The following is a 12,799-nucleotide window of genomic DNA, read 5'->3' as shown; positions in this document are numbered from 1 at the left end:
GGTCAGGTCTGGGCCATGTCCACGAAACGGGAGTAGTGGCCCTGGAAGGCGACCGTGATCGTGGCGGTGGGGCCGTTTCGGTGCTTGGCGACGATCAGGTCGGCCTCGCCCGCGCGCGGTGACTCCTTGTCGTAGGCGTCCTCGCGGTGGAGCAGGATGACCATGTCCGCGTCCTGCTCGATGGAGCCCGACTCACGCAGGTCGGAGACCATCGGCTTCTTGTCGGTGCGCTGCTCGGGACCACGGTTCAGCTGGGACAGCGCGATGACCGGAATCTCCAGCTCCTTCGCGAGGAGCTTGAGGTTACGGGACATGTCCGAGACCTCCTGCTGACGGCTCTCGGCGCGCTTGGAGCCGCCGGACTGCATCAGCTGGAGGTAGTCGATGACGACGAGCTTCAGGTCGTTGCGCTGCTTCAGGCGGCGGCACTTGGCGCGGATCTCCATCATCGACAGGTTCGGGGAGTCGTCGATGTAGAGCGGGGCGGCCGAGACGTCCGGCATCCGGCGGGCGAGCCGGGTCCAGTCCTCGTCGGTCATCGTGCCGGAGCGCATGTGGTGCAGGGCGACCCGCGCCTCGGCGGACAGCAGACGCATCGCGATCTCGTTGCGGCCCATTTCGAGGGAGAAGACCACGCTCGGCAGGTTGTGCTTGATCGAGGCGGCCCGCGCGAAGTCCAGCGCCAGGGTGGACTTACCCATGGCGGGACGCGCGGCGATGACGATCATCTGGCCCGGGTGCAGGCCGTTGGTCAGGGAGTCGAAGTCCGTGAACCCGGTGGGCACGCCGGTCATCTCGCCGCTGCGGGAGCCGATTGCCTCGATCTCGTCGAGGGCGCCCTCCATGATGTCGCCGAGCGGCAGGTAGTCCTCGCTGGTGCGCTGCTCGGTTACCGCGTAGATCTCGGCCTGGGCGCTGTTGACGATCTCGTCCACGTCGCCGTCGGCCGCGTATCCCATCTGCGTGATGCGCGTGCCGGCCTCGACCAGCCGGCGCAGCACCGCGCGCTCGTGGACGATCTCGGCGTAGTACTCGGCGTTCGCCGCCGTCGGCACCGTCTGGACGAGGGTGTGCAGATACGCCGCGCCGCCGACTTTGTTGATCTCGCCGCGCTTGGTGAGTTCGGCCGCGATGGTGATGGGGTCGGCCGGCTCGCCCTTCGCGTAGATGTCGAGGATCGCCTGGTAGATCGTCTCGTGCGCGGGCTTGTAGAAGTCGTGACCCTTGAGGATCTCGACCACGTCGGCGATGGCTTCCTTGGACAGCAGCATGCCGCCGAGGACGGACTGCTCGGCGTCGAGGTCCTGAGGCGGCACCCGCTCGAAGGAGGAGCCGCCGCCTTCCCAGTCACCGTCGTCCCGGCCGCGGTCGTGCTGCTCGCCGCGGCTGCGGACGGCTTCGCCACGGCGGCGGGAGGCGGGCAGACGATCGCTGGGTCCGCTGTCGGCCCACTGATCGTCCAAGGGCTCGGAAATGCTCACCGAGCCACCTCCTCCCGTCCGCACCGCGGACCTCGCCACGCCTCTTTGTACGGCACGGCACTGACAAAATGAGAGGCCCGGCTCCGGATCCGGCGCGTCGGTGGTACGACGTTTTCCAGGGCCGGGACGGGGAGCGGGCGCCGGACCACGGTAGGCCCCCAGGCACCTTCAGCCAATCTGGTTATCCACAGGGCATGTGGACGACGGCCCAGATGCTGTGGAGAACTCCCCGAAACCTGTGCACGACCCGGTGGACAGCCCTGTGAACAAGACCTCGATTCCCTGAGCAGGACGACTCTGACCTGCACCTTTATCGTCCACTGGCTGTGCAGAACAAAAAACTCCCCAGCCGGACCAAGATCACCTCGAACAACGCGCGAACGTCCGCGATCCAGGACGGAATGTAAGGGTCACATGACAATTGCATCGCTTACCTGTGGACGGATACATTGACGCTCATGACACAGGCTCCAGCGATTCCCCCGGCCACTCGTCGGCGGCACGACCGAGAGATCGTCGCCCTGGCGGTTCCGGCCTTCGGTGCGCTCGTCGCCGAGCCTCTGTTCGTCCTGGCCGACAGCGCGATCGTCGGCCACCTCGGCACCGCCCAGCTCGCCGGTCTCGGCGTCGCGACGGCACTCCTCACGACCGCCGTGAGCGTGTTCGTCTTCCTCGCCTACGCCACCACGGCCGCGGTGGCCCGGCGGGTCGGCGCCGGTGACCTTCCCGCGGCCCTGCGCCAGGGCATGGACGGCATCTGGCTGGCCCTGCTCATCGGCGCCTCGGTCATCGCCGTGGTGCTGCCGCTGGCGCCGGACATCGTGCGTCTCTTCGGCGCCTCCGTCACGGCGGCGCCCTACGCCACCACCTATCTGCGCATCTCGGCGCTGGGCATCCCGGCCATGCTCACGGTCCTGGCCGCCACCGGTGTACTGCGCGGTCTGCAGAACACCAGGACCCCGCTGTACGTCGCCGTCGCGGGCTTCGTCGCCAACGCCGTCCTCAACGCGCTGCTCGTCTACCCGGCCGGGCTCGGGATCGCGGGCTCGGCCTGGGGCACGGTCATCGCCCAGTGGGGCATGGCCGCCGTCTATCTCCTGGTGGTCGTGCGCGGGGCCCGGCGGCACAGGGCGTCGCTGCGGCCGGACCTCGCCGGCATCAGGGCATCGGCCCAGGCGGGCGTTCCGCTGCTGGTCCGCACGCTCTCCCTGCGGGCGATTCTCCTGATCGTCACGGCGATGGCGGCCCGGCTCGGGGACGCGGACATCGCCGCCCACCAGATCGTCCTGTCCCTGTGGAGTCTGCTGGCCTTCGCCCTGGACGCGATCGCGATCGCCGGACAGGCGATCATCGGACGGTACCTCGGCGCCGCCGACGCCCCGGGCGCACGCGAGGCCTGCCGCCGCATGGTCCAGTGGGGCATCGCGACCGGCATCGTCCTCGGCGTGCTCGTCGTGGCCGCCCGGCCGCTCTTCCTGCCGCTGTTCACCGGCGATTCCACGGTACGGAACGCGGCACTGCCCGCTCTCCTGATGGTGGCGCTGTCCCAGCCGGTCTGCGGGATCGTCTTCGTCCTGGACGGCGTCCTGATGGGGGCGGGAGACGGCCCCTATCTGGCCTGGGCGATGGTGGCCACCCTGGCCGTGTTCACGCCGGTGGCGCTGCTCGTCCCCGTGCTGGGCGGCGGTCTGACCGCGCTGTGGGCGGCCATGACCCTGATGATGACGGTCCGCCTGCTCACCCTGTGGCTGCGGGCCCGCTCGGGCAAGTGGATCGTGACGGGCGCCAGCCGCTGAGGCGGGGCGGCAGCCTCCGTCCCACCGTTGTCCCGGTTTCACGTGAAACGTGCCGAGGGTGCCGACGGCCGATCACCGATGCCCCATCGCCCCCGGTGACGAACGCGAAGAGGGGCCGCCCCCGTGGGACGGCCCCTCTCTCAGCTGTTCAAGCTGCGCGCGGCGTCAGGCCGCGACAACCTCGACGCTGACCTTGGCGGAAACCTCGGGGTGCAGACGCACCGAGGTCTCGTGGGAGCCCAGGGTCTTGATCGGGGCGGACAGCTCGACGCGGCGCTTGTCGACCTCGGGGCCACCGGAAGCCTTGATCGCGGAAGCGACGTCGGCCGGGGTGACGGAACCGAAGAGACGGCCGGCGTCGCCGGAGCGAACGGCCAGAATGACCTTCACACCCTCGAGCTGGGCCTTGATCTGGTTGGCCTGCTCGATGGTCTGAATCTCGTGGATCTTGCGGGCGCGGCGGATCTGCGCCACGTCCTGCTCGCCACCCTTGGTCCAGCGGATAGCGAACTTCCGCGGGATCAGGTAGTTGCGGGCGTAACCGTCCTTGACGTCGACGACATCGCCGGCGGCACCGAGGCCAGAGACCTCGTGGGTGAGGATGATCTTCATGTTTCGGTCACCCTTCCCTTATCGCGCGGTGGACGTGTAGGGCAGCAGCGCCATCTCACGGCTGTTCTTCACGGCCGTGGCGACGTCACGCTGGTGCTGCGTGCAGTTGCCGGTCACGCGGCGGGCACGGATCTTGCCGCGGTCGGAAATGAACTTCCGCAGCATGTTCGTGTCCTTGTAGTCCACGTACGTGACCTTGTCCTTGCAGAAAGCGCAGACCTTCTTCTTAGGCTTGCGCACAGGCGGCTTCGCCATGGTGTTTCTCCTGTGTGATCAAGAAGTGGGGATGCGAGCCCTTTAGAAGGGGGGCTCGTCCGAGTAGCCGCCACCGCCGCCGGAGCTGCCGCCCCAGCCGCCGCCCTGGTTGCCACCGGCGGGAGCGCCGGAAGCCCACTGGTCGTCGGCCGGAGCGCCGCCCTGGTTACCGCCGGAGCCACCGCCCCAGCCGCCGCCACCGCCGCCGCCGTATCCGCCCTGGCCGCCGCGTGCGCCACCGCCGCCACCGCCACCGGAGGTCTTGGTGACCTTGGCCGTCGCGCTGCGCAGGCTGGGGCCGACCTCCTCGACGTCCAGCTCGAAGACCGTGCGCTTGACGCCCTCACGGTCCTCGTAGGACCGCTGCTTCAGCCGGCCCTGCACGATGACGCGCATGCCGCGCTGGAGCGACTCCGCGACGTTCTCCGCCGCCTGACGCCAGACCGAGCAGGTGAGGAACAGGCTCTCGCCGTCCTTCCACTCGTTGGTCTGCCGGTCGAAGGTGCGGGGAGTGGACGCGACGCGGAACTTCGCGACCGCCGCACCGGACTGGGTGAAGCGCAGCTCGGGGTCGTCGACAAGATTGCCGACGACCGTGATGACGGTCTCGCCTGCCATGGGGGAACCTCTCGGCGGGTTAGCTGCTTGGTTGCTACTCGAATCCCGAGATCAGCTGAGCCGAAGGCTCAGTGCATCTCGGGGCGGAGGACCTTGGTCCGGAGGACCGACTCGTTCAGGTTCATCTGGCGGTCGAGCTCCTTGACGACCGCAGGCTCGGCCTGCAGGTCGATGACCGAGTAGATGCCCTCGGGCTTCTTCTTGATCTCGTACGACAGACGACGACGGCCCCAGGTGTCGACCTTCTCCACCTTGCCGCCGCCATCGCGGACGACAGAGAGGAAGTTCTCGATCAGCGGGGAGACCGAACGCTCCTCGAGATCGGGGTCGAGGATGACCATCACCTCGTAGTGACGCATGTGGAACCCACCTCCTTTGGACTCAGCGGCCACGGTCGTTCCGTGGCAGGAGGGTCGTGATGCGTGCGCAACGGTATCGGCCGCCACTGACAGTCGGAGACTTCGAAGGAAGTTCCGCGCAGTGACCTGGAAAGGTGCGGGCAGACACCGGTGCAGACGTTACAGACTACCCGCACACTGGCTTCCGGTTGAAATCAGGCGGTGGGGGCAGCCAATCTGTACACATCGGGTGTGTAAGGCGCTACAGTGCGCCGCCGCTATCCGCAGGAGGTGCCCCACATGGCACAGGCATCGTTCCCCAACATCGCCGGCTCCCTGTTCGCCACCGACGGCAAGCCCCATCCGGTTCAGGACACCCTGACGGTGGCGACGCTGGTCCTCGGACTGCTCTCCTTCATCACGTCCTTCTTCCCGGGTCTCCACCTGCTCGCCTCCTGGGCCGGCCTGATCGGGATCGTCGGCGGCGCGTACGGGCAGTGGATCTCGGTGACCACTCGCGAGCGTTTCGGCCTGATCCTGGGTCTCGGTGCCTCCGGCATCGGCTTCCTGCTCGGCATGGCGAACGGCGGTCTGTTCGGCGGAGTGATCGGCGGCTGACCCACCCGCCGTCCCGCGCACAGCACCCACGCATCACATCCACGAAGACACCCGGGGGCACCTTCCCGGCCACCGGCCGGGGAGAAGGTGCCGTACGCCCCAGTCGGGGCGCTCGCACCGGGCAGTAGGCTTCGCGCGAGAGCCGGAGCCCCTGTACCCATGGGGACACACCAGCCCGAGGAGCGCCCCGACATGAGCCTGACCCTGAGGACCATCAGCCGTGAGCAGCATCTGGCCTATATCCAGAGCCTGCCGGCGGCTAGCCACATGCAGGTCCCGGCATGGGCAGATGTGAAGGCCGAATGGCGTTCGGAGAGCCTCGGCTGGTTCGACGAGCGCACCGGCGAGATGGTCGGCGCCGGCCTGGTCCTCTACCGCCAGCTGCCCAAGATCAAGCGCTACCTCGCCTACCTCCCCGAGGGACCGGTCATCAACTGGTTCGCGCCGAACCTGGAGGAGTGGCTCCAGCCGATGCTGGCCCACCTCAAGCACCAGGGCGCGTTCTCCGTGAAGATGGGCCCGCCGGTGATCATCCGCCGCTGGAACTCGGAGACCATCAAGAAGGGCATCCAGAGCCCGGACGTGAAGCGCCTGCGCGACATGGAGGCCGACTTCATCGAGCCGCGCGCCTTCGAGGTGTCCGACAAGCTGCGCCGCATGGGCTGGCAGCAGGGCGAGGACGGCGGCGCTGGCTTCGGCGACGTGCAGCCCCGTTACGTCTTCCAGGTGCCGCTCGCCAACCGCTCCCTGGAAGAGGTCCACAAGAACTTCAACCAGCTGTGGCGCCGCAACATCAAGAAGGCCGAGAAGGCCGGTGTCGAGGTCGTCCAGGGCGGCTACCAGGACCTGGCGGAGTGGCAGCGGCTGTACGAGATCACCGCCGTGCGCGACCACTTCCGGCCGCGCCCGCTGTCGTACTTCCAGCGCATGTGGACGGCCCTCAACACCGAGGACCCCAACCGGATGCGGCTGTACTTCGCCCGCCACAACGGTGTGAACCTCTCGGCGGCGACGATGCTGATCGTCGGCGGCCACGTCTGGTACTCCTACGGCGCCTCCGACAACATCGGCCGTGAGGTCCGCCCCTCCAACGCCATGCAGTGGCGCATGCTGCGCGACGCCTACGCGCTCGGCGGCACCGTCTACGACCTGCGCGGCATCTCCGACTCGCTGGACGAGACGGACCACCTGTTCGGCCTCATCCAGTTCAAGGTCGGCACGGGCGGTCAGGCCGCCGAGTACCTCGGCGAGTGGGACTTCCCGCTGAACAAGCTGCTCCACAAGGCCCTCGACATCTACATGTCGCGCCGCTGAGCAGCGAACCTTTGATTCCATAGCCTTCGAGCGGCCTTCACCGGCCGCACGGCTCTCACCCCCCTGATCCACCCCAGCCACGAGAAAGGTTCCGGTCCGGCCATGGCGCTCACGCTCTACGTCGACACCGCGCGCTGGCGGGCGCACCACAAGCACGTGCAGGAGCAGTTCCCGGGACTCGTCCCGGTCTGCAAGGGCAACGGCTACGGCTTCGGGCACGACCGGCTGGCGGAGGAGGCCACCCGGCTGGGCTCCGACATGCTCGCCGTCGGCACCACGTACGAGGCCGCGCGCATCAAGGACTGGTTCAGCGGCGACCTGCTCGTGCTGACGCCGTACCGGCGCGGCGAGGAGCCGGTGCCGCTGCCGGACCGCGTGGTGCGGTCGGTGTCGTCGGTCGACGGCGTGTACGGCCTCGTGGGCGCCCGTGTCGTCATCGAGGTGATGTCCTCGATGAAGCGGCACGGCATCAGCGAGCAGGACCTGCCGCAGCTGCACCAGGCCATAGAGAACGTCCGCCTGGAAGGCTTCGCCATCCACCTCCCGCTGGACCGCACCGACGGCACGGACGCGGTCGACGAGGTCATCGGCTGGATGGACCGGCTGCGCGCGGCCCGGCTGCCGCTGCACACCATGTTCGTCAGCCACCTCAAGGCCGAGGAACTCGCCCGGCTCCAGCAGCGGTTCCCGCAGACCCGGTTCCGCGCGCGCATCGGCACCCGGCTGTGGCTGGGGGACCACGACGCCACCGAGTACCGCGGCGCCGTCCTGGATGTCACGCGCGTGGCCAAGGGCGACCGCTTCGGCTACCGGCAGCAGAAGGCGGCCTCCGACGGCTACCTGGTGGTCGTGGCGGGCGGTACGTCGCACGGAGTGGGCCTGGAGGCCCCGAAGGCCCTGCACGGCGTCATGCCGCGCGCCAAGGGCGTCGCCCGGGCCGGCCTCGCCACGGTGAACCGGAACCTCGCCCCGTTCGTCTGGGGCGGCAAGCAGCGGTGGTTCGCCGAGCCGCCGCACATGCAGGTGTCGATCCTGTTCGTGCCGTCGGACGCCCCCGAGCCGCAGGTCGGTGACGAGCTGGTGGCCCATCTGCGGCACACCACCACGCAGTTCGACCGGATCGTCGACCGCTAGAGCGCGGGACGGAAGCGGAAAGGCCGTGTACGAGCTTCTCGTACACGGCCTTTTTCCTGCCCGGAGTCCTGCTCAGTGCGTGGGCTCGCCCGGCACTCCCCACTCCATCCGGAGCATCTCGGGCGGCTCGGTGGGCCGCCGGTTCTGGGCGGCGGCGCCCAGGACGAACACGTCGGGCGCGCCGTCGAGGACCCCGCCCGAGGGGTCGTCGTCCCCGGCCAGGCGCACCACGTCCCGCTCCGGCAGGAGGATGTCCCGGACGACCACGGCACACAGGTAGAGCGTGCCCAGCAGGTGCAGGGCGATCGCCCAGTGGTAGCCGTGCGTGGGCAGTCCCTTGTGGGCGTCTCCGCTGGTCGTGTACGCGAGGTACATCCAGATGCCGAGGAAGTACGCCACCTCGCACGCCTGCCAGACGAGGAAGTCCCGCCACTTGGGCCGGGCCAGCACGGCCAGCGGCACCAGCCACAGGACGTACTGCGGCGAGTAGACCTTGTTGGTGAGGATGAAGGCGGCCACGATCAGGAAGGCGAGCTGGGCGAAGCGCGGACGGCGCGGGGCGAAGAACGTCAGCGCCGCGATCCCGATGAAGGACAGCATGACCAGAGCGCTGGCCGCGGTGTTCACGAAGTCGATGCTGGGCGGGTTGCCGGAGTTCTGCGCCCAGATCAGCCAGAACGAGCCGAAGTCGACGGGCCGGTCGTGGCTGAACCGGTAGAACTTCGACCAGCCAGGGAACGCGAACAGCATCACCGGCAGGTTCACCACGAGCCAGGCGACCACCGCGCCGCCCACCGCCTGGAAGAACGCCCGCCATTTGCCGGCCCGCCAGCACAGCACGAGCAGCGGCGCGAGCAGGAAGACGGGGTAGAGCTTGGCGGCCGTGGCGAGCCCGAGCAGCACACCGAAGGCGACCGGGCGGCTTCGCGACCACATGAACATCGCGGCGGCGGTCAGGGCGACGGCCAGCAGGTCCCAGTTGATGGTGGCGGTCAGGGCGAAAGCGGGCGCCAGGGCGACCAGCAGCCCGTCCCAGGGGCGCCTCCGGTGCGTACGGGCCACGCACACGGCGATGACCGCGGCGCAGATCATCAGCATCCCGGCGTTGACGAACCAGTACCACTGCTCCTGCTGCTGGATGCTGCCGCTGCCCGGGGTGAGCCAGGCGGCGACCTCCATGAACACGCCGGTCAGCACCGGGTATTCGAGGTACTCGATGTCGCCCGGGTTCTGGGTCGGGAGCCTGTCGAAGTACGGCACGAGTCCGTCGGCGAAGCCGCGCCCCTGATAGAGGTGCGGGATGTCCGAATAGCAGGCGTGCGTGTACTGCGAGCTGGCCCCGAAGAACCAGGCACCGTCGTAGCAGGGCGCCTTCTGGACGAGGCCGAGGGCGAACATGCCGATCGCCACGAGGGCGATGACCCTGACCGGTGTCCACCAGGACGTTCCGAGCAGGGCACGCCGCCCGACCGGGCCGCCGATCAGCTCGCTGCCGGCCGCGGCGATCTCGTCCTCCCGGGTCGGTCGTACCGTCTCCGGCTCGGGCACGCGCGCGGGCGTCGTTTCAGCACTGGGCATGGGGCACATCCTGCCGTACGCGCCCCGGAAAAAGCCGTGGGCCGCCGCACCTCACAGGTGCGGCGGCCCATGTTTCACGTGAAACAGGCGTACCGGTCGTCGGGGACGCAACCGGTCATTCGGACGGGCTAGCCGTCCTGACCTCCGAAGAAGCCTCCCCGGGTGGTGCCTGGGGTTTCCGTGGCCGAGTTGCTCGGGCTGGGCTCACCGCCGCCGCCGGTGTCGGTGCCACCGTTGAAGCCGCCGGTGCCGTTGCCTCCGTCGCCTCCATTGCCATTGCCGTTGCCGCCGTTGTCATTTCCGCCGTCCCGGCAGCCGAAGAAGCCACAGGTGACGGTGGCCGAAGGCGACGGCTCCAGCTCGGACTCGGTCGGCGACGGGCTCGGCGACTCGGTCGGGGTCGCGCTCGGCGTGAGGCTGATGGACGGGGTCGGAGAAGGCGCACCCGCCTCGTCCTGAACCTTGCCGATCTTGGTGGGGTCCGGGAAGCCCGGGTCGCTCTTACCCTGCAGCGCCGCCTGCATGTACTCGGTCCAGACCAGGGTGGGAATGTCGCCACCGTGGATGGAGTCCGCGCCCGCCGTTCCGTTCATGGAGAGCAGGGTGTGGTTCTCCGGATTCTCACGGAACATGGCCACCGAGGTGGACAGCTGCTGGGTGTACCCGACGAACCAGGCCGACTTGTTCTTGTCGGTGGTACCGGTCTTGCCGGCCGCCGTACGCCCCAGAGCCTTGGCCTTCGTGCCCGTGCCGTTCTGGATGACGTTCTCCAGCACGTTCGTGACGTTGTCGGCCACGTCGCCGGGGATGGTCCGCTTGGTCTCCGGCTTGTCGAAGCCCGGCTCCTGCACGCCATCGTGCTTGACGGCGGTCACGGAATACGGCTCCGCGTGCTTACCGGAGGCGGCGAACGTGGCGTAGGCGTCCGCCATGCGGATGGCACTCGGCGTGGAGGTACCGATGGAGAAGGACGGGTTGAGGTCCTTCGAGATGCTGTCGTCGAGGATGCCGGCCGAGCGGGCCATGTCCCGGACCCGTCCCAGCCCGACATCGACGCCGAGCTGAACGAACGGCGTGTTCACGGACTGCTCCATCGCCTTGCGCAAGGTGATGTAACCCCACGGGTGAGGACTCTCGTTCTTCTGGTAGAAGATCGAGTTGTCCTTGGTGAGGTAGTAGGAACCGTCCGGCCTTCTGACCTTGAGATGGTCGTTGCCGTTGTACTTGCTCAACGGCGAGATGCCCTCGCCGTCGGAGTCGTACGTGCCGTGCTCCATGGCCGCGGCCAGCACGAACGGCTTCCACGTCGAACCGACGGGGACACCCGAGGTGTCCGCGTTGTTGGTGAAGTGGCCGTTCTCGTATCCGGCACCACCGTAGAGGGCGACTATGGCACCGTCGTCGGGGACGACGGAAGCCGCGCCGAACTGGACGTACTTGTCCTTCGGCTCGGTCTCGGGGTGGAGACGGTCCTTCTGGATCTTCTTCACGGCAGTCGTCAGAGCGTCGACCTTGTCCTTCTGGAAGGTCGTGTAGATCTGGTAGCCGCCCTTGTCGAACTGAGCCTCGGTGATCTTGGAGTGCTTCAGCACGTACTTCTTCGCCGTGTCGGCCAGGTAGCTGATCTGGCCCGTCATGCCCTTGGTGGCCTTGCGGCCGCTCGGCATCGGGTACTTGCTGACCGCCTTCTGGTACTCGGCGTCGGTGAGGTGGTTGTCCTTGTGCATCTCACCGAGGATCCAGCGCCAGCGCTCCGTGGAGAGGTGCAGGTTGGCCTCCGGAGTGGCGGCCTTGTCCAGGTCGGTGTTACCGGCCGGGTCGTAATACGTGGGGCCCTTCAGCAGTGCCGCGAGCACGGCGCACTGACTAGGCGTCAGCTTGTCCGAGTCCCTGCCGTAGTACGTGTGCGCGGCGGCCTGGATGCCGTACGCACCACGCCCGAAGTACGAGGTGTTCAGATACCCCTGGAGGATCTGGTCCTTGCTCCGCTTCGTGCCCACCTTCAGGGAGATGATCATCTCCGTGAACTTGCGGGTCACGGTCTGATCCTGGCTCAGGTACGTGTTCTTCACGAACTGCTGGGTGATGGTGGAACCACCCTGCGTCTGGCCGCCGCGCGCCATGTTGGCCAGGGCGCGTGCGATACCCATGGGGTCCACGCCCGAGTCCTTGTAGAAGCTCTTGTTCTCGGCCGAGATCACCGCCCACCGCATGGCCAGCGGAATCTTCTCGATGGGGACGTTCTGCCGGTTCACACCGGTGCCCGTGGCCACCATCTGGGACTTGTCGGCCCAGTAGTACACGTTGTTCTGGGACTTGGCCGCATCGTTCTCGCTCGGGATGCCGACCCATGCGTAACCCACGCCGACCAGGGCCACCAGGCTTCCGAAGAACGCGATGCAGACCGTGGTCACGACCTTCCACGACGGCAGCCAGCGCTGCCAGCCGTCCCTGCCCGCGCGGGGGTAGTCGATGAACCTCGAACGGGTGGGGGCCGCGGCGGCACGGCCTCGGCCGCGCCCCGGGCCGGTGGTGTCGGGACCCTGGCGGCGACCGCCGCCTCTCTGGCTCGCGCGGCGCGCCTCGGCACGGCTGCCGTAGGCAGGCTCGTCACCATAGGAGTCGGCAGGGGCCTCGTTGGCGCCTCGCGGGGCCGCTCGGCGGCCGGAGGACGGGCCGGGCTGGCCGCGTCGGGCCGCGGCACGTCCGCCTCCCTGCGGCGGCGGCGGTTTGCGACGGTGCTCGCTCATCGGACGATTACTCCTCGGGCAGGCGCACCCGTGCGCGCCTGGAAACAGCGGCTGGTTTCCGGTCCCCCCGAAGTACGGATGCGGTCGTTGCTGCATTCACCCGTACTGCACCGGGGACCACGACGCCCCCCAAGCGCCCCATGGTTCCCGGTGGTGTGCATGGCGCACAGACTACGCACCGCCAAAACCTTCCGAGCCCTGAAGTTCACCCCAAATCAGGCAACTTGCCGCGTACGAATCAGTGATGTGATCCCGTTCACCATCTGCCCCCTTGTCGCACAACGGGGGCCGTTCTATCGTCGGGA

At 68.2% G+C, this 12,799-nt stretch carries 11 protein-coding genes; 4 read left to right on the top strand and 7 right to left on the bottom strand.

The window, feature by feature from the left end:
* Positions 1 to 2: 2 nt before the first annotated feature.
* On the bottom strand, positions 3 to 1,481 hold the full coding sequence (gene dnaB, locus AB0898_RS02195; protein WP_366800890.1) for a replicative DNA helicase: 1,479 nt from the start codon (positions 1,479 to 1,481) through the stop codon (positions 3 to 5).
* A gap of 458 nt (positions 1,482 to 1,939) precedes the next feature.
* On the opposite strand from dnaB, the gene AB0898_RS02190 reads away from it, so the two are divergent.
* The gene (locus tag AB0898_RS02190) at positions 1,940 to 3,277 is read left to right on the top strand and encodes an MATE family efflux transporter (RefSeq protein ID WP_366800889.1); all 1,338 of its coding nucleotides are present in this window, start codon (positions 1,940 to 1,942) and stop codon (positions 3,275 to 3,277) included.
* 165 nt (positions 3,278 to 3,442) lie between these two features.
* Here the strand turns inward: AB0898_RS02190 and rplI are convergent, their stop codons facing one another.
* The 4 genes from rplI to rpsF all read right to left on the bottom strand — a co-directional run bounded on the left by rplI (position 3,443) and on the right by rpsF (position 5,121).
* Entirely contained in the window at positions 3,443 to 3,889 is a 447-nt protein-coding gene (rplI, locus tag AB0898_RS02185) for a 50S ribosomal protein L9 (RefSeq protein WP_366800888.1), read from the bottom strand.
* 18 nt (positions 3,890 to 3,907) lie between these two features.
* A complete protein-coding gene (gene rpsR / locus AB0898_RS02180; RefSeq protein WP_003949403.1) occupies positions 3,908 to 4,144 on the bottom strand; it encodes a 30S ribosomal protein S18 in 237 nt (78 codons plus the stop codon).
* 42 nt (positions 4,145 to 4,186) lie between these two features.
* Positions 4,187 to 4,762, bottom strand: a complete 576-nt coding sequence (locus AB0898_RS02175; RefSeq protein WP_366800887.1) for a single-stranded DNA-binding protein — start codon at positions 4,760 to 4,762, stop codon at positions 4,187 to 4,189.
* Between the two features lie 68 nt (positions 4,763 to 4,830).
* Positions 4,831 to 5,121, bottom strand: coding sequence for a 30S ribosomal protein S6 (gene rpsF / locus AB0898_RS02170; RefSeq protein ID WP_003975025.1), 291 nt, complete (start codon positions 5,119 to 5,121; stop codon positions 4,831 to 4,833).
* 279 nt (positions 5,122 to 5,400) lie between these two features.
* Here rpsF and AB0898_RS02165 point away from each other — a divergent pair, with 279 nt between their 5' ends.
* From AB0898_RS02165 to AB0898_RS02155, 3 genes are all read left to right on the top strand, one after another.
* The gene (locus tag AB0898_RS02165) at positions 5,401 to 5,718 is read left to right on the top strand and encodes a hypothetical protein (RefSeq protein WP_366800886.1); all 318 of its coding nucleotides are present in this window, start codon (positions 5,401 to 5,403) and stop codon (positions 5,716 to 5,718) included.
* 192 nt (positions 5,719 to 5,910) lie between these two features.
* Entirely contained in the window at positions 5,911 to 7,032 is a 1,122-nt protein-coding gene (locus AB0898_RS02160; RefSeq protein ID WP_161183373.1) for a peptidoglycan bridge formation glycyltransferase FemA/FemB family protein, read from the top strand.
* 102 nt (positions 7,033 to 7,134) lie between these two features.
* Positions 7,135 to 8,166, top strand: coding sequence for an alanine racemase (locus AB0898_RS02155; protein ID WP_366800885.1), 1,032 nt, complete (start codon positions 7,135 to 7,137; stop codon positions 8,164 to 8,166).
* 72 nt (positions 8,167 to 8,238) lie between these two features.
* Here AB0898_RS02155 and AB0898_RS02150 read toward each other — a convergent pair whose 3' ends face one another.
* Positions 8,239 to 9,744, bottom strand: coding sequence for a glycosyltransferase 87 family protein (locus AB0898_RS02150; RefSeq protein WP_366800884.1), 1,506 nt, complete (start codon positions 9,742 to 9,744; stop codon positions 8,239 to 8,241).
* A 128-nt stretch (positions 9,745 to 9,872) separates the two neighbouring features.
* Entirely contained in the window at positions 9,873 to 12,494 is a 2,622-nt protein-coding gene (locus AB0898_RS02145) for a transglycosylase domain-containing protein (protein WP_366800883.1), read from the bottom strand.
* Positions 12,495 to 12,799: the final 305 nt, after the last annotated feature.

Origin of the sequence: Streptomyces sp. NPDC005435, assembly GCF_040703155.1 — a bacterium.
Lineage (GTDB): Bacteria > Actinomycetota > Actinomycetes > Streptomycetales > Streptomycetaceae > Streptomyces.
The sequence above is the reverse complement of the archived record's forward strand: the minus strand, read 5'-3'. Positions and strand labels throughout refer to the sequence as shown.

What these genes read in the sequence shown, in the direction of transcription:
- rpsR (WP_003949403.1), bottom strand. Translation starts at nt 4,144, where the DNA reads ATGGCGAAGCCGCCTGTGCGCAAGCCTAAGAAGAAGGTCTGCGCTTTC.
- AB0898_RS02175 (WP_366800887.1), bottom strand. Translation starts at nt 4,762, where the DNA reads ATGGCAGGCGAGACCGTCATCACGGTCGTCGGCAATCTTGTCGACGAC.
- AB0898_RS02165 (WP_366800886.1), top strand. Translation starts at nt 5,401, where the DNA reads ATGGCACAGGCATCGTTCCCCAACATCGCCGGCTCCCTGTTCGCCACC.
- AB0898_RS02190 (WP_366800889.1), top strand. Translation starts at nt 1,940, where the DNA reads ATGACACAGGCTCCAGCGATTCCCCCGGCCACTCGTCGGCGGCACGAC.
- AB0898_RS02155 (WP_366800885.1), top strand. Translation starts at nt 7,135, where the DNA reads ATGGCGCTCACGCTCTACGTCGACACCGCGCGCTGGCGGGCGCACCAC.
- AB0898_RS02150 (WP_366800884.1), bottom strand. Translation starts at nt 9,744, where the DNA reads ATGCCCAGTGCTGAAACGACGCCCGCGCGCGTGCCCGAGCCGGAGACG.
- AB0898_RS02160 (WP_161183373.1), top strand. Translation starts at nt 5,911, where the DNA reads ATGAGCCTGACCCTGAGGACCATCAGCCGTGAGCAGCATCTGGCCTAT.
- AB0898_RS02145 (WP_366800883.1), bottom strand. Translation starts at nt 12,494, where the DNA reads ATGAGCGAGCACCGTCGCAAACCGCCGCCGCCGCAGGGAGGCGGACGT.
- rplI (WP_366800888.1), bottom strand. Translation starts at nt 3,889, where the DNA reads ATGAAGATCATCCTCACCCACGAGGTCTCTGGCCTCGGTGCCGCCGGC.
- rpsF (WP_003975025.1), bottom strand. Translation starts at nt 5,121, where the DNA reads ATGCGTCACTACGAGGTGATGGTCATCCTCGACCCCGATCTCGAGGAG.